This is a genomic window from Bacillus sp. LQ16 (assembly GCF_057784645.1).
Window position 1 is genome coordinate 5,238,992 of the sequence record NZ_CM173491.1, and the last position, 17,926, is coordinate 5,256,917.

General features: G+C 35.0%; 10 protein-coding genes. 4 read left to right on the forward strand and 6 right to left on the reverse strand.

The annotated features are described in order from the left end of the window. Window positions 1-157: 157 nt before the first annotated feature. From AC3EMB_RS26605 to AC3EMB_RS26615, 3 genes are all read left to right on the forward strand, one after another. Window positions 158-9,838, forward strand: coding sequence for a SpaA isopeptide-forming pilin-related protein (locus AC3EMB_RS26605; protein ID WP_488517384.1), 9,681 nt, complete (start codon window positions 158-160; stop codon window positions 9,836-9,838). Between the two features lie 489 nt (window positions 9,839-10,327). Next, on the forward strand, window positions 10,328-11,728 hold the full coding sequence (locus tag AC3EMB_RS26610) for a M28 family metallopeptidase (RefSeq protein ID WP_098976087.1): 1,401 nt from the start codon (window positions 10,328-10,330) through the stop codon (window positions 11,726-11,728). 146 nt (window positions 11,729-11,874) lie between these two features. Then, window positions 11,875-12,249 (forward strand): hypothetical protein, encoded by a 375-nt coding sequence (locus tag AC3EMB_RS26615; RefSeq protein ID WP_000738223.1) that lies wholly within the window; start codon window positions 11,875-11,877, stop codon window positions 12,247-12,249. 26 nt (window positions 12,250-12,275) lie between these two features. Here AC3EMB_RS26615 and AC3EMB_RS26620 read toward each other — a convergent pair whose 3' ends face one another. The 5 genes from AC3EMB_RS26620 to AC3EMB_RS26640 form a co-directional block, all read right to left on the reverse strand. Then, window positions 12,276-12,953: an anti-sigma factor gene (locus tag AC3EMB_RS26620; RefSeq protein ID WP_098126350.1), complete on the reverse strand. Its 678-nt coding sequence runs from the start codon at window positions 12,951-12,953 to the stop codon at window positions 12,276-12,278. Further along, complete coding sequence (locus AC3EMB_RS26625; protein WP_000656690.1) at window positions 12,937-13,251, reverse strand: hypothetical protein; 315 nt, start codon at window positions 13,249-13,251, stop codon at window positions 12,937-12,939. Before AC3EMB_RS26625 ends, AC3EMB_RS26620 begins: the two co-directional genes overlap by 17 nt. Further along, window positions 13,238-13,765 carry an RNA polymerase sigma factor gene (locus AC3EMB_RS26630; protein WP_488517385.1) on the reverse strand — a complete coding sequence of 176 codons (528 nt, stop codon included), beginning with the start codon at window positions 13,763-13,765 and terminating at the stop codon, window positions 13,238-13,240. The genes AC3EMB_RS26625 and AC3EMB_RS26630 overlap by 14 nt, the downstream gene beginning before the upstream one ends. A 252-nt stretch (window positions 13,766-14,017) precedes the next feature. After that, on the reverse strand, window positions 14,018-15,688 hold the full coding sequence (gene argS, locus AC3EMB_RS26635; RefSeq protein ID WP_001086464.1) for an arginine--tRNA ligase: 1,671 nt from the start codon (window positions 15,686-15,688) through the stop codon (window positions 14,018-14,020). After that, window positions 15,688-16,125, reverse strand: a complete 438-nt coding sequence (locus tag AC3EMB_RS26640) for a YwiB family protein (protein ID WP_000744343.1) — start codon at window positions 16,123-16,125, stop codon at window positions 15,688-15,690. The genes argS and AC3EMB_RS26640 overlap by 1 nt, the downstream gene beginning before the upstream one ends. Before the next feature lie 202 nt (window positions 16,126-16,327). On the opposite strand from AC3EMB_RS26640, the gene AC3EMB_RS26645 reads away from it, so the two are divergent. Continuing rightward, window positions 16,328-17,314, forward strand: coding sequence for a S66 family peptidase (locus AC3EMB_RS26645; protein WP_053563292.1), 987 nt, complete (start codon window positions 16,328-16,330; stop codon window positions 17,312-17,314). Between the two features lie 25 nt (window positions 17,315-17,339). Here the strand turns inward: AC3EMB_RS26645 and AC3EMB_RS26650 are convergent, their stop codons facing one another. Further along, entirely contained in the window at window positions 17,340-17,702 is a 363-nt protein-coding gene (locus AC3EMB_RS26650; RefSeq protein ID WP_000779932.1) for a YxeA family protein, read from the reverse strand. Window positions 17,703-17,926: the final 224 nt, after the last annotated feature.

Sequence of the window (17,926 nt, forward strand, 5' to 3'; positions counted from 1 at the left end):
ATAATATTACTTTGAACATAATCCTACTTGTCTGAGAACGCGTATAGAAACGGAGGGATAGCAAAAAGTAAATAGCTTATAAAAAATACTTTTTATATTCCATTTGTTCATGTGGAATAAGTCCCCAATGGACAAATGAATGTTCAGAGGAGGAAAAATGAAAAAACTTTTCAATGTATGTTTAATTGTATTCGTACTATTTTCGCAACTTGCTAGTTTTCCATACAATCAAGTAAAAGCGGAAACCTTAACAGGAGATTCCTTATTTGACACTGTTGAAATGAAAGATGCAACGAATCATATTATTGACGAAGCATTAAATCCTAAAAACTTAATAAATGCAGGATCAATCATTCACCTAGAATATGCTTGGTCAATAAAAGATCATCAAATTGCACAAGAAAAAGATGCAACAGTTCTTCAAATACCTAACGCATTAAAAGTAAAAAATGACCAACAAGGAAACTTGATGGCAGATCAACAAATTATTGGTCAATATTTTGTTACGGCAAACGATAACAAAATGAAAATAGTCTTTAACGATTCAGTAAAAGATTCAAAAGGTGTTAAGGGAAAAATTAAATTTGACACTGTATTCAATCCAGATTTAAAACCTGGCATAAAAGCCGTCCCACTCACTTTCCCTCTAGGTACAGTAGCTAAGACTATCTCAGTTCCTGTTCAAGTAGATAACCCTACTTCACCTACTATTAATAGTGATGATGCTAAGCAGACTACCGAAGAGCAAAAGAACGGTGACGCACAGCAACCTACTGAACAGCCAAAAGATGGTGAAACACAGCAGAAACCTGCGGAACAACCAAAAGACGGGAATCCTCAGCAGCCTGCGAAACAGTCAAAAGATGGTGAGACACAGCAGAAACCTGCGGAACAACCAAAAGACGGGAACACTCAGCAACCTGTGGAACAGCCGAAAGACGGGAATCCTCAGCAGCCTACGGAACAGCCAAAAGATGGCGGGACACAGCAACCTACTGAGAACCCTGGTGATAACACAACAGGGCAACCTGTTGAAAATCCAGACCCATCACCTAAGCAAATTAAAGAAAATATTTTAACAAGCGTAAAATTAACAGATAAAGACGGAAAACCATTTAATGATACAGATAATCGTCCAAATCCTGATTCTGCTGCCAATATCGATTTTACATGGGAAGTTTTAGAATCATTAAAAGTAAAAAAGGGAGATTACTATATTTTCCAACTTCCGGAATATTTTATCGTCCACAACACCATTACACAGCCTTTAGTTGATGGAACAGGACATGAAATTGGGACGTTCGTTGTTGACTTAAACGGAAAAGTAACTATGACTTTTAACGAGTACGTTGAAGACAATCCTAATATAGATGGTCATTTAAAAGTTGGTACGGAATTCAATAAAACAAAAATTAAAGGGACTACGGAACAAAAAATTCCTTTCCCAATTAAAGAACAAGACGTTATTATCGAGCTTGATTTCAAACCTAATGTAAAGAAATCTATGAATAAAAAAGGTATACCTGATAGACCGATTAATACGAATCAAATCAATTGGACAGTCGAAATGAACAAAACAAAAGACATTCTTACAAACGCTGTCTTCCAAGACAATATTCCAAATGGAGCCAGTCTCAATGAAGATTCTATTAAGGTTTATGAGTTAGAAGTAGATATTAACGGGAAAACGACTCGTGGAGCCGAAGTTAGTAAAGAAGAATATACACTCACTTCATCCTCCGATAAATTAAATATCGCTTTTAAAAATGAAACGAAAAAAGCATATCAAATTGAATATGCGACAAAAATTACTGACGAAAGTGTTACTAGTTTCAAAAATGAAGCAAAAGTATCCAGCAAGAATCAAGGAGATGTATCCGCAAATGCAACTGTAACTGTTTCACGCGGTACACATCTAGAGAAAACTAGTAAATATAATCCAAAAACACAAACAATTGAATGGACAATTACTTTCAACGGTGATCAAAGAGATATTAAACAATCTGATGCGCTTTTAAAAGACATCTTGGACAAATCTCATAAAGTTGATGCAAGTTCTATCGTGGTTAAAAATGCTTCTTATGATAATAACGGAAAACTTGTTACAGGTGACAACGCCACAAACTTTACTGTAAAAGAAACCGATGAGGGATTTGATTTACAATTTAATGAAGATATTAATAGTGCCTATGTTATTACTTATACATCGAAAGCCAAGAATGATGTTATACAAGATGGCGAAATCGAAAATACAATTATTGCAGATGGAAAATGGAGTAAAACAAACAAAGTTACATTACAACAACAAAACATCATAAAGAAACATAATAAAAATGCAAACGATACAGATTACAATAAGAAAACAACGAAATGGACAATTATTGTAAATGATAACAATTACGTGTTAAATGATGCTGTTATCACTGATACGTTTGACTATAGTGGACTTACATTACAAAAAGATAGTTTCAAAATTACTGATGGATCAACTGAACTGAAATTAGACTCTGATTACACACTTGATGTAACAGCTGACGGATTCAAAGTAACACTAGCTGGTAGTTATAAGTCTAATATGGATAAAACTTTAACCATCACGTACACAACAGACTTTAATTACGAGACTCTATCTAAAAAGGATGATAATAAATCATTCAAAAATACAGCTGAGTTATCATGGAAAGATATAAATGGGAACGATAAAAATAGTAAATCTCATGATAGATTCAATCCTGACGGCTATACAAAAGGAAACGGATTTAAATACGGTTCTTACAATGCCCAAACGAAAGAAATCAAATGGGACATAGGGTTTAACTATAATAACAGGACTATTAAAGACCCTTCTATCGTTGACGTACTAGAAAACAATCAAAAACTTATACCAGACTCCATTGAGATTCATCATATGGAATTAACTGGTGGTGCAGACGGTTATAAATTAGGGGCACTTGTTTCCCCTGACGAATATACGGTAGAAAATGCAACGAAAGATAATAAAAATACATTAACGATTCATTTTAAAAATGAAATTAAAACAGCGTACCATATCAGCTTTAAAACTTCACTTGCAGGTGAAGAAATTAATAAGCGCTATGATAATTACGCCAAATTAAAAGATGGATCGGAAACTATCGCCAATATTCATGGTGCATTCGAGATCAAAAATGGTGGTAGCGGCGTTACGAAAAAAGCAAAACAAAATGACAAGTACATTGATTGGAGCGTTTCTATTAATGCAAGTCAATCAACGATTGAAAATGCTGTCGTAACAGACGATCCGACAGACAATCAAATTCTCGATGAAAAGTCATTCCACCTATATGGGACAACAGTAGCCGTGGATGGCACTTTAACGAAAGATACAACAAACGAATTAAAAGAAGGAAAAGACTATAAACTCAAAATAACAACAGACAACAATACGGGGAAACAACAATTTACAATTGAATTTCTTCATACTATTGATCGAGCTTATATTTTAGAATACCGTTCACTCATTAATGCAGACAATAATGAAAAGGTAAGCAATAAAGCGAAGATTACTGGTAATAGTTTAAAATTAACAGAAACTGAAAAAATTGAAGAAATAGTAGTTAAAGTATCTTCTGGATCTGGAGGCGGTTCTGCTACTAAGGGACGCGGAAACCTTCAAATTAAAAAAGTAGATAATGCAGATCCAAATAAAATTTTATCTGGCGTAGTATTTACTTTATTCGATCGCACAGGTACAACTGCTATTCGAACAATTACAACAGACGACAATGGTATCGCTCAGTTTAACAACTTAAAACGCGATGAATATCTGCTTAGAGAAATGAAAACTCTTGATGGCTATGTCATTAGTAAAGAATTAAAAGCAGGTAAACTTGTTAAGCTTGGTGCAGAAGAAACTACAACATATACTCTTAAAAACGAGAAATTTGTTGGAAAAGTAGTACTTACAAAGACTGATGCTCATAACAAAGAAAAGCTTAAAAATGCAGTTTTCTCTCTGCTTGATCAAAACCATAATGTCATTCCTGAACATAAAGAATTAATAACAAATGATAAAGGACAAATTACTGTAGATAATTTAAAACCAGGAACTTACTACTTAAAAGAAATAAAGGCTCCTGAACATTATCAATTAGATGATCGACTTATTGAATTTACAATCGAGGAAGATCAAACAACAGTAATTAATAAAGAGGCCCAAAACAACTTGATTAGAGGCTCAGTTATCCTAACAAAAGTTGATAAAGAGGGTAATACTTTAGAAGGTGCAGTATTTAGTGTACGGGACCGAAATAACAAAAGAATTCCTGGTTATACCAAATTAACGACAAATGGTAACGGACAAATCGAAGCGAAAAATTTACTTCCTGGAGAGTACCAATTTGTTGAAGAGAAAGCTCCTGAACATTATGAAATAGATAAAAAACCACTTAAATTTACAATTGAAAAGAGCCAACAGAAAGCACTTACTGTTAAAGCGACAAATCATCTCATTAAAGGTGGTGTCACTTTAACGAAAGTCGATGATGTCGATGGCACTGCCCTTGAAGGTGCTGTATTTAAAATTGTCGATGCGAATGACGAGAAACAAGTAATTCGTGAAAATATAAAAACAGGTTCAGATGGAAAAGTTACCGTTAAAGATTTAGAGCCTGGTGCTTATAAATTTATCGAAACAGAAGCTCCTAAGGATTATACATTAAGTACAAACCCTATCGAGTTTACAATTGATAAAAGCCAACAAGCTCTTGCTACTGTTACGGCAAATAATAGCTTAAAAACGGGCGAGGTTGAATTATTAAAAGTTGATGAGTTTGGTGAGAAAAAACCACTAGAAGGTGCAGTATTCAAACTTGTCGATACAAATAATAATGACGTTTCCCCTCACACTAACTTAACTACTGATAAACACGGTAAAGTTAAAGTTAGTAACCTACGTCCTGGTACGTATAAATTTATTGAAATAGCTGCTCCTGAACATTACGTTTTACGAGCAGAACCTATTGAATTTACAATCGATAGAAGTCAGAAAGAAACTCTACTTGTGAAAGCTGAAAATGCTTTAAAACCAGGAGATGTTGAATTAACAAAAGTTGATGATATCGATGGTACAGCTCTTGAAGGCGCTGTATTTAAAATTGTTGATGCAAATGATGAAAAGAAAGTTATTCGCGAAAATGTAAAAACTGGTGCGGATGGTAAAGCTATCGCTACTGGCTTACGCCCTGGCGATTATAAATTTATCGAAGTAACAGCACCGAAGTATTACGACAAAAATACAAAACCAATTAAATTTACGATTACAGAAAGTCAAACAACTCAGGCTACTGTTACCGCTAAAAACAGCTTAACAAAAGGCGGTATTGAGTTAACAAAAGTGAATGCTGCAGATGAAAAGGAAACACTTGAAGGTGCAGTATTTAAAATCGTTAATAGAGATACTAATGAAGATGTTCGTACGGACCTTGTTACGAATAGTAAAGGAATGCTAGTTGTAGATGACTTACGTCCTGGTAACTATAAGCTTATCGAAACAAAGGCTCCAACTTATTACGATGTAAATGTAGAACCAATTGAATTTACAATCGAAAAAGGACAACAAAAACTCCTTCCACTTACATTTAAAAATAGTTTAACGAAAGGAAAAGTTAAACTTATTAAAGAAGATGATGTGGAAAGTAGTAAAGCTCTTGCCGGCGCTGTATTCACATTGCAAGATGCAACTGGCAAAGAAATTATGAAAGATTTAACAACAGATGATTACGGAGTATTAGTTATTCCTGATTTAGCACCAGGGGATTATCAATTTATCGAAACAAAAGCCCCTGAACATTATAAATTAGACAAAACACCTATTAAGTTCACAATTAAAAAAGGTAGTAAGGAAGATCTTCCTATCCCTGTTACTGTAAAAAATAGTTTACTTACAGGTGGCGTCACTTTAACAAAAGTTGATGATGTTGATGGCACTACTCTTGAAGGTGCAGAATTTATAATCGTTGACGCTCATGATACTAAAAAGGTAATTCGCAAAGGTTTAACAACTGATAAAAACGGTAAAATTTCTGCTTCTGATTTACGTCCTGGAGACTATCAATTTATTGAAGTAAAAGCTCCAAAAGACTATACCTTAAGCAAAGACCCTATTCCGTTCACTATCGAAAAAAGTCAAAAAGAGAATATTACTGTTACTGCTACTAATAGTTTAAAGAAAGGTGCAGTAACATTAACAAAAATTGATGACATCGATCGTACGATGCTCGAAGGTGCAATCTTTAAGATTGTTGATATGAATGGTAAGGAAGTTCATACGAATCTTGTTACAGATAAACACGGTAAAATTTCTGTTTCTGATTTACGCCCTGGAGACTATCAGTTCATTGAAACAAAAGCTCCTGAGCACTATGTATTAGATGAAACAACGATTCCATTTACAATTGAAAGAAGTCAAACGAAAGAGATCAATGTTACAGGCAAAAATGCTTTGAAAAACGGTAGCGTTGAACTAACAAAGATTGACGATATTGATATAACTACAAAACTTGCTAACGCCGTATTTAATTTATTAGATGCAGACGGAGAGCTAGTTAAAGAAGGCCTAAAAACAAATGCTGAAGGTAAAATTGTTGTTGAAAATCTACGTCCTGGTACGTATCAATTCGTTGAAACAATTGCTCCTGAACATTACGATTTATATAAAAAACCTATCGTATTTACAATTAAAAAGAGCCAAACTGAAACTCTTCATATCACTGCTACAAATGCTTTAACAAAGGGTGCAGTTAAACTTTCTAAAGTAGACGATGTTGATGGCACTGTTCTTAAAGATGCAGTATTTAAAATTGTTAATATGAACGGTGATGTAGTTCATAAAGACCTTGTTACAAATGAACAAGGAATAATCGAAATTAACGACCTACGTCCTGGTGATTACCAATTTATCGAAACGAAAGCTCCTAAGCATTACGTTTTAGATGAAACACCAATCAAATTTACTATTGAAAAAGGACAGAAGAAAGCTATTTCTTTAACTGCTACAAATAGCTTAAAACAAGGTAGTATCGAATTACTTAAAGTTGATGATTTAAACACTCAAACAAAACTTGCTGATGCGGTATTTAATTTACTGGATCAAGATGGCAAAGTACTTAAAACAGATTTAAAAACAAACAGCGAAGGTAAAATCGTTATCGAAAACTTACGTCCTGGTACGTATCAATTCGTTGAAATAACGGCTCCTGAACACTATGATTTAGACAAAAAACCAATTATATTTACAATTGAAAAAAGCCAAAAAGATATTGCTACCGTTACTATGAAAAATAGTTTAACAAAAGGCGGCGTGGAACTTTCTAAAGTGGATGACGTCGATGGCACTACTCTTGAAGGCGCAGTATTTAAAATTGTGGATATGAATGGTACTGTAATTCGCAAAAATCTTGTTACGAATCAACAAGGTAAAATTAGCGTTTCTGACCTACGTCCTGGTGATTATCAATTCATCGAGACAACGGCTCCGAAACACTACGATTTAAACAAAGAGCCGATTCCATTCACAATTACAAAGAGCCAAGCTGATCCTATCTCCGTTACAGCTACAAATAGCTTAACGCAAGGCGCTGCGGAACTTTCTAAAGTGGATGATGTAGATGGTACTGCTCTTAAAGATGCGGTATTTAAAATTACTGATCTGAATGGTAACGACATTCGTACTGAGCTTACAACAGATGTACACGGAAAAATTTCTGTTTCTGATTTACGTCCTGGGGACTATCAGTTTGTTGAAACGAAAGCTCCTGAACACTATAAATTAGATAGTACACCTATTAAGTTTACAATTAAGAAAAGCCAAAAAGAAAAGCTCCAAGTTACTGCTACAAATAGCTTAACTGAGGGTGCTGTAGAATTAGTAAAAGTGGATGATATAAATCCAGATACAAAACTTTCTGATGCAGTGTTTAACATCATCGATGCGAAAGGTAAAATTGTTCGCACTGATTTAACTACTGATAAAGATGGTAAGATTACTGCTACGAACTTACGCCCAGGAGACTATCAATTCATTGAAACGAAAGCTCCGAAAGATTACGATTTAAATAAAACACCTATTAGCTTCACTATCGAAAGAAGTCAACTAACTCACGCTTCTGTTACTGCTAAGAATGGCCTAACAAAAGGTGGCGTGGAATTAACGAAAGTTGACTCTATAGATAAGAAAGAAATGCTAGAAGGTGCGGCATTTAAAATTACTGATCTGAACGGTAACGACATTCGTACGAATTTAGTTACCAATAAAGACGGAAAAATCATCGCTAAAGACTTACAACCAGGAGACTATCAATTTATTGAAACAAAAGCTCCTAAACATTACGACTTAAATGAAGAACCAATTAAGTTCACAATCGAAAGAAGTCAAACAAAGCATGTCTTCGTTACAGCTATTAATAGCTTAACGAAAGGTAGTGTTGAGTTAATTAAAGTTGATGATGCCAAGCAAAACACAACACTTGAAGGTGCAGTATTTAAAATTGTTAATAAGGATGGACACGATGTTCGTACCGATTTAACTACTGATAAAAACGGCCGTTTAGTTGTGGATGAATTACCGCCAGGAGACTATGAGTTTATCGAAACAAAAGCTCCTGAACACTATGACTTAAACAAAACACCTATTAAGTTCACAGTTAAAAAAGGCCAAGAAAAAATCGCCTCTGTTACTGCTACGAATAGCTTAACTAAAGGCGCAGTTGAATTAACTAAAGTTGATGACATCGATGGTACTACTCTTGAAGGAGCAATCTTTAAAATTGTAGATATGGACGGCAAGGATGTCCGTTCTGATTTAACTACCGATAAAGATGGGAAGATTTCTGTTTCTGATTTACGTCCGGGAGATTATCAGTTCATTGAAACGAAAGCTCCTAAGCATTATGACTTAAATCAAAATCCTATCAAGTTTACTATTGAAAAGAGTCAAACTGCTAAAGCTTCTGTTACTGCTACTAACAGCTTAACTAAAGGCGCAGTTGAATTAACTAAAGTTGATGACATCGATGGTACTACTCTTGCAGGGGCTATCTTTAAAATTGTAGATATGAACGGTAAAGATGTTCATTCTGATTTAACTACTGATAAAGATGGGAAGATTTCTGTTTCTGATTTACGCCCAGGAGATTATCAGTTCATTGAAACGAAAGCTCCAACTGGCTATGATTTAAACATTAAACCAATTCCTTTCACAATTACGAAAGGACAATCTCAGATTACCTCTGTTACAGCTTTAAATAGTTTAACAACAGGTTCAATTGAGTTAACTAAAGTTGATATTGATCACCATGGAACACTTGAAGGTGCCATTTTCAATATTTTAGACCAAGATGGAAAAATCATCCGAGAAGGTTTAAAAACAGACCAACACGGAAAAGTAATCGTAAATGATTTGAAACCTGGTAATTATCAATTAGTAGAAACACAGGCTCCTAAAGGCTATCAATTAGATGCATCACCAATAAACTTTACAATTGATAAAGCCCAAGCTACACCACTACAAATTACAGTTTCAAATAAAAAGATTGAATCTTCGTCAGGTGGAGATGACAAGCCAGTTACTCCTCCAAATAAAGAAGAAAACAAAGGCAATGAAACATCTGAGAAACACAAAAACGGAACTTCCGAAGAAACATCAAATGAAACGGATAACAAACAGCAAGATGATCGAAATACGGATAAACACCTTCCAAATACAGGTCATAAAGAAGACCCTACACAAACAGTAGGTATCGTCCTTCTACTAGCTGGATTATTAAGTATTTTAGCTACAAAACGCAAAAAACATTATTAATAATGTTTTTACATCCAATCAATCTCTCAATTGATTGGATGTTTTTTTATACAAAAAGGACGATACATAAAGTATCGTCCTTTTAACGGGGTGAGGCTGCCCAAAAGTACGGAAAACCTTTGAACAGCCTCTTATTTTCATATGGATGCCTTACATATATCACTGATAATAATTATGAAATGCGGAAACATAATTACCATCAACTGATTCAAACATGAGAAATGAAACCCTACAGTGGTTCCATTTCTCTACATAATCTAAAGTTTGGGTACACTAGATTCATGCAATGTAGGAGCTTTCAGAGTAGAAAGCGAACCTTCGTTTAAAATGATAGCATACATATCTTCCTCAAAAATATGCAAATATGCATATATTGTTTTTATTTCTCAATGTCAGAATATTGAAAAACAAAAGACGCGAAGGTAAAATAAAGTCATTATCCGTCTTCTTTTGTCAGTCACAGAGAATAGAAGAATAGGAGAGGAAAAAATGAGAAAATCATTGAAACAAAAAATAGTAAGCTCTTTGCTTGCTGTATCACTCGCTGTTAGCTTAGCTCCAATTGGGCAAGCAAAAGCGGATTCCACGTCAGAGGTTACACAAACTCCATCTATTACAAAACAGATTGATCCAAACCGCGCAATTGAACATGTTCGTTTCTTATCTGAAACAATTGGTCCTCGACCCGGTGGAACAAAATCCGAAGAATGGGCTTCTCGTTACATTGGTATGCAGCTTAAATCGATGGGCTATGAAGTAGAATATCAGCCATTTCAGGTGCCCGATCAGTACGTTGGATTCATTGAATCACCACTATCAATAAAACGTAATTGGCAAGCTGGTGCTGCTCCTAATTCACTAATTTCTACAGAAGCTGTTACAGCTCCCCTTATCTTTGTTCAAGGTGGGACAAAATTAGAAGATATTCCAAACGAAGTAAACGGTAAAATTGTTTTATTTGAAAGAGGAACGACAATTACAGACTATAATAAACAAGTTGAAAATGCTGTTAGCAAAGGTGCAAAAGGTGTTCTTTTATACAGTTTAATTGGCGGACGCGGAAATTATGGACAAACCTTCAATCCCCGCCTAACGAAAAAGCAATCTATCCCTGTCTTTGGTCTTGCTTATGCGCAAGGAAATGCATTTAAAGAAGACATCGCTAAAAAAGGGACAACAATTCTTTCCCTAAAAGCGAGACATGAATCTAAATTAACATCTCTAAATGTTATCGCCAAAAAGAAACCAAAAAAGAGTACCGGTAATGAAAAAGCAGTCGTTGTAAGTTCGCACTATGATAGTGTTGTCGGAGCACCTGGCGCAAATGATAATGCTTCTGGAACTGGATTAGTATTAGAACTAGCTCGTGCTTTTCAAAATGTAGAAACTGATAAGGAAATTCGGTTTATTACCTTTGGTTCTGAAGAGACTGGCTTACTTGGCTCCGATTATTACGTTAATAGTCTATCCCAAAAAGAACGCAATCGAATTTTAGGTGTCTTTAACGCAGACATGGTTGCAACAAATTATGATAAAGCAAAGAATTTATACGCTATGACACCTGATGGCTCTACAAACTTTGTAACAGATGCTGCCTTGCAAGCAGGTAAACAACTAAATAATGACCTCGTCCTACAAGGTAAATTCGGTTCTAGTGATCATGTTCCATTTGCTGAAGCTGGTATTCCTGCTGCTCTATTTATTTGGATGGGTGTCGATAGTTGGAATCCATTAATCTATCATATTGAGAAGGTATACCATACACCTCAAGATAACGTATTAGAAAATATTTCACCTGAACGAATGAAAATGGCATTAGACGTTATCGGAACAGGGGTTTATAACTCGCTTCAAAAACCTGTTACTCAAACTGAACAGAAAGCTGCTTAATCAATAAAAGACCACTGATTTTTATCAGTGGTCTTTTATTGAGAAAAAATATATATGCATAAAAGCATATTTTATCCTACTCATTATCGTATACAATATTAACTGTAACAATATCGATTACAACTTATAAGGAGGCTTTTTCTATTATGAAAAAAATGATTTTAGCAGGTGCGTTAACTTTAGCAGGAATTACCGGCGCTACCGCGTTTATTCCTGAAACAAAAGTCGCTGCTGCCGCTCAAGAACAAAGCTTTACAAAATTTTATTCTTTGCAAACTGGAGGTAGTTCTGAACAAGAACCTGTTTTCCTTCAAAAGGGACAAGAGTTAACAATTCAACCTAACAGCAAAACTCCTAGTTACAGTGTTTATGACTCAAATCATAACCTTATTGGACGTTATTCTGATGGTTACGGCCGAATTTTCACTGCAAAAACAGATGGAAATATGTACGTTCAATTTCATGCACCTTACGTTTACTATAGTCCTGTTAGTTTTTCTGTTACTTATACAATCCAATAAAATAAAGGGCCTTTCTCAAGGGCCCTTTATTTTGCTTCCCAATTCACTTTTACAAAACCATCTTTCACCATTAAACCACTTATATTAAATACATACTTTTCATTTGCTTTTAATGTAGCTTTAAAAGTACCTTTTTTCGATTCACAGATTTCTTTTAACTCTCTTATACCTTCTCCTTCTCCTTTCCTTTCATATAAGCTAAAGCATAAGTTACCACGTTTTGCATCTGTTTCATAAGAAAATGTTACTTCTGTATCTTTTGCATACTCAAGTTCAATACCTTTCTCAGCAATATCCCATGATGAGAATTTTGCCTCGTAACTTGTCTCCCCTCGCTTCTCATTTTCTAAATATATATCACCAGCTCTCCACATATCATCTAGCGTTTGAACAAAAGCAAAGCCGCTAAGTAATACAAACATCGCACTTGCAAATATGACAACTAATGTTATCTTTTGTTTTTTCATAACCTTCATCGTATGTTCGCCTTCTATTTTCTTGTTACTTCTTCGTATCATATATAACAAAACTCCAATAAAAAATGGCAATACAATCGCTATAACACTCCACCACTTACTTATTCCACACGTTTTCGCATCTGTATACACCCATGATGCTACACATACTAAAAGTGCTATAAAAGCCAAAAACATTGTAATCCCAGCTATCTCAAATACTACAAATGGATTAGCGAACTCTATCATGTAATTTATACTCCTTCTTTAAAAATGACTGTATGACAACGTATATAGGAATGTATAGGTGCATCATAATAACTATCGTTATAATGACAGATATTTTATGATCCAAATGACTAACAAACTGCTCTAGGGTGACTGTTAATACAATCATCCAAATAGCATGAATGAAAACAACCCATCTCTTTTCTAATTTCCGAGCATTTCGCACGCTCTGTTTCGTATGATTTATCAGCTCTTCGCTAGGAATCATCTCTCCCGCTAAACTGCTCTTTATTTTCTGTTCAAATTTATCTTCCTTCATGCACGAAACCCTCCAAATGTTCTCGCATTTTCTTTTTCGCATAATTGAGACGATACTTCACCGTACCAATCGGTATATTTAATATTTCACTCATTTCCTTGTAAGAATATTGTTCATAGTAATAGAGTACGAGTACCGTTTTATATTTTTCATTTAATAACTGTATTACTTCCCGTATCATTTCCGATTCCACTTTTTGAATAAATTCTTCTGATATATTCACTTCATCTGCGAAATCTATTTCTCCACCATCTTCTTTATGAAACAAATCCAATATTCGATCTTTCCACCTTTTTTTCTTACGATAAAAATCATAAAACGTACGAACACAAATTGTAGTAATCCACTTTTTATAATTATCCACATAAGAAAGTTGGTGCCTTGATGAAAAAACCTTTATCCACGTCTCTTGAAAAATATCTTCCGCATCTTCTTTCGTTTTCGCTAACTTATAGCATAAGGAATATATTTGCTGCTTATATATATCAATTAATTCTTCTACCTTTTCTTCCATCATAAGCCTCCTGTCATTTATATAAGACGACGCAAATTATCCTTTTGTTTGATAAAATTTTATTTTTTTATTATCTCCATACAAAAAGGCAATCACAACATCGTGTGATTGCCTTTTACTGAAAGCGAAAAATCGGCTCCGCTTTGCTAGAATACTCGGTGGCTTCGCGCCTTCCTCCGAGGCAAAGTACGCCTCTCTGTCAGGAGCTCCATCCCCCTCCTATTCTAAACGAGCCGCTTTCGCTTTTCTTAATTACATTTTTTCTGGTGCAGATACTCCTACGATTGCTAATGCATTTTGAAGTGTAGTGCGTACTGCTTTCATTAACTCGTAACGAGCTTTACTTAATTCTAAGTTATCTTGGTTCAATACTTTTTCTGCATTGTAGAAGCTGTGTAATGCTGCTGCTAATTCAAATGCATAGCTTGTAATGCGGTGTGGCAGACGTTTTTGTGCTGCATCCGCAACTACAGCTGGGAATTCACCAAGTTTTTTCAGTAACTCTACTTCTTTCTCAGAAGTAACAAGTTTGTAATTCACGTCTCCATCTGCAGCTAATCCTAACTCTTCACCTTGACGAAGGATACTGCATACACGAGCATGAGCATATTGTGCATAGTATACTGGGTTTTCATTAGATTTTGATACAGCTAAGTCCATATCGAAGTCTAAATGAGAATCACCGCTACGCATCGCGAAGAAGTATCTCATTGCGTCCACGCCTACTTCTTCCATAAGCTCACGAAGTGTAACTGCTTTACCTGTACGCTTACTCATTTTCATTTTTTCACCATTTTGGTACAGTTGTACCATTTGGATGATTTCTACTTCAAGTGTTTCTTTATCGTAACCTAGCGCTTGAATAGCAGCTTTCATACGAGGAATGTAACCGTGGTGGTCAGCACCCCAAATGTTGATTAACTTATCGAAACCACGCTCTAATTTATCACGGTGATAAGCGATATCTGGCGTTAAGTATGTGTAAGAACCGTCATTTTTAATTAATACACGGTTTTTGTCGTCACCGTAAGTCATTGAACGGAACCAAGTTGCTCCGCCTTCTTCAAAGATTTCATCACGCTCTTTTAATACAGCAAGTGCAGCATCAATTTTTCCGTTTTTGTATAATGATGTTTCTGAGAACCATACATCAAATTTAACCCGGAAGCTCTCTAAGTCTTTTTGAAGTTTTGCTAACTCATATTTCAAACCATATTCACGGTAGAATTCATAGCTTTCTTTTTCATCAGCTTTTGCGTAACGATCACCAAACTCTTCAGCTAAACGTTTACCGATTCCAATGATATCCGCACCATGGTAACCGTCTTCTGGCATTTCTTTCTCTAAACCTAATGCTTGCATGTAACGAGCTTCAACAGAAAGAGCTAAGTTATGAATTTGGTTACCAGCATCATTAATATAGTACTCACGAGATACATCGTATCCTGCTTTTGCTAATACGTTACATAAAGTGTCACCTACTGCCGCACCACGTGCATGTCCTAAGTGAAGGTCACCTGTTGGATTCGCAGATACGAACTCAACTTGTACTTTTTCACCTTTACCAGTGTTCGTTTCACCGTAAGCTTCACCAGCGTTTACGATTGTTGGAATTAAATCTGTTAAGTAGCTATTATCCATATAGAAGTTAATAAAACCAGGACCAGCGATTTCGATTTTTTCAATAGAAGCTTTTGCTTTATCGAAGTTTGCAACTAGTTCTTCTGCAATCATACGAGGTGCTTTTTTCGCAACGCGTGCAAGTTGCATTGCCATATTTGTAGAGAAGTCACCATTTGTTTTATCTTTTGGAGATTCTAATACAACGTTTGGAATCTGTTCTTCTGTCGCTAATTCTGCCTTTAATACAGCAGCTTGAATTTCTTCTTTAATCAATCCTTTTACCTGTTCTAAGGAATTCATTATTTTGCCTCCTTCAAATTAATTGTAATTGTATATCTGCCAGCTTCTTGTTCACTTAGAAGCAATGCGTACGTTAAGAAGAGTTGTCCTTTTTTCTTTTCATCCGACCATTTAAAAAGAACGTTATCAGTTTTCGTTTGCAGTGCAAACGTACCAAGTTCACTCGTATACGTACCCGTTGTCCATTCACCTTTCACATGCGTCTGACGCATAGAAATAGCACCTGAACGCATAATGAGAACTTGTTCATCTTGAATTTTAATAATTGTTTTCACTTCGCCTTGTTCGTTCGGCTCCTGGAATGTTACATATGTACCTTGACCTTTTACATAGTATTGACCATTTGCTTCAAAAGCAACGGTTTCCTTCCTCGCCCCTTCACGGATTTCTGTTACGAAATGAACGTGTACCGGCAAGCCTGCAAGTTGTTTCTTCACGTCTTGCACACCTTTCAAATGTTATAGATATTAAATACTACTTATAATAAATCACTTTTCCTATCATATCAAAAAAAGACGCTGTCTGTCTGCTGAAAAATCAGGAAAACTCCATTTCAAAAAATAATTCACTTCTACTTTATTTCATGTGATAAAATATTTTTTAAATCTAAATATTCTTTTAATTATAGAGGTGAATTCAGTGATACCAACAAAGTTAAAAAAGGGTGATGAAATACGCGTGATTTCACCATCCTGTAGTTTAAGTATTGTTTCAAATGAAAATAGAAAACTTGCTATAAAAAGATTAACTGACATGGGCTTTCAAGTTACATTCTCAAAATATGCCGATGAGATAGATCAATTTGCTTCCTCTTCTATTTCTTCCCGCATTCAAGACCTCCATGAAGCATTTGGAGACCCTAATGTAAAAGCTATTTTGACGACACTTGGCGGATACAACTCCAATGGTTTATTGAAACATCTCGATTATGATCTAATTCGTAAAAACCCGAAATTTTTCTGTGGTTATTCTGATATTACTGCCTTAAATAATGCAATTTACACAAAAACAGGGCTTGTTACATATTCGGGTCCCCACTTCTCTTCATTTGGAATGGAGAAAGGGCTCGAGTATACAAACGATTACTTTTTACAATGCTTAACCACTAATGAGCCTATTGAAATCATTCCGGCGGAAACGTGGAGCGATGATTCTTGGTATATGGATCAGGAAAATCGAGAATTTATAAAAAATGAAGGGTATGTTCCAATTCAAGAGGGAGAAGCGACAGGAGAAATTATCGGTGGCAATATGAGCACACTTAATTTACTACAAGGCACACCATATATGCCAAACTTAAAGGGCAAAATTTTATTCCTTGAAGAAGACAGTTTAACAGGAAAATCAACGCTTAAAACTTTTGATCGCTATCTACATTCCCTTATGCAGCAACCTGATTTTGAACATATAACAGGTATTGTAATAGGAAGAATGCAAAAAGAAGCAGAATGTACGATAGCGGACATTCAAGAAATGATTTCTTCAAAACCTGAACTTGCACATATTCCTATCATTGCAAATGCAAATTTTGGACATACAACTCCAATTTTTACTTTTCCAATTGGTGGACATGCCAAAATCATTTCTAACAAAGAAAATACATCTATCACTATTTTAACGCACTAAAAAAGGAGCGAACGATTCGCTCCTTTTATGATTTTTCTATTTTTTGCAACGCTTTTTGCGGGATTGACTCTTTCGTTATTTCAGCCCATCCTTTTCCTTGCATACCTTTTGCATAAATTTTTATAAAAGCACCTGCATGCAATTCACGATTTACCATTCTTTTAATAATTTGTTGCTTTCCGTCCTCTGTATACCCTTTAAATGTATACAAATATTCACCGTCTTTTTTCTCACCTTTATCTACAACCGCATAATAATCTTGTATTTCTTTATTTGAAAAGAAGTTGTCTACAAAAGCATGTACACCTTCTGTTTTTGTGTTTAAATAATATGCTGTTCCCCCTAAAATGATGGCGAATACAGCTAAAACTTTAATTACCAATTTCATACATGCGCCTCCTGTTTGCACTTCTTTCTCACTAGTATTATATCTATACTTGTATTATACGGAAAAGAGCATACTATACTCTATCTAAAAGTCTTACACTTTCCTTACATTATTGTAAGGGATTTTTTCTTACAGCAAGTTCCCAAGAAAAAATTTTTCCGTTTCATACACTTTTATATTATTATTGAATGATACGAATTTTTATTACAAAAATCAAAGGAGAC

Coding starts and splice junctions, on each gene's coding strand:
- argS (WP_001086464.1), bottom strand. CDS start 15,688: ATGAATTCCTTAGAACAGGTAAAAGGATTGATTAAAGAAGAAATTCAA.
- AC3EMB_RS26610 (WP_098976087.1), top strand. CDS start 10,328: ATGAGAAAATCATTGAAACAAAAAATAGTAAGCTCTTTGCTTGCTGTA.
- AC3EMB_RS26625 (WP_000656690.1), bottom strand. CDS start 13,251: ATGAAGGAAGATAAATTTGAACAGAAAATAAAGAGCAGTTTAGCGGGA.
- AC3EMB_RS26605 (WP_488517384.1), top strand. CDS start 158: ATGAAAAAACTTTTCAATGTATGTTTAATTGTATTCGTACTATTTTCG.
- AC3EMB_RS26615 (WP_000738223.1), top strand. CDS start 11,875: ATGAAAAAAATGATTTTAGCAGGTGCGTTAACTTTAGCAGGAATTACC.
- AC3EMB_RS26620 (WP_098126350.1), bottom strand. CDS start 12,953: ATGATAGAGTTCGCTAATCCATTTGTAGTATTTGAGATAGCTGGGATT.
- AC3EMB_RS26650 (WP_000779932.1), bottom strand. CDS start 17,702: ATGAAATTGGTAATTAAAGTTTTAGCTGTATTCGCCATCATTTTAGGG.
- AC3EMB_RS26630 (WP_488517385.1), bottom strand. CDS start 13,765: ATGGAAGAAAAGGTAGAAGAATTAATTGATATATATAAGCAGCAAATA.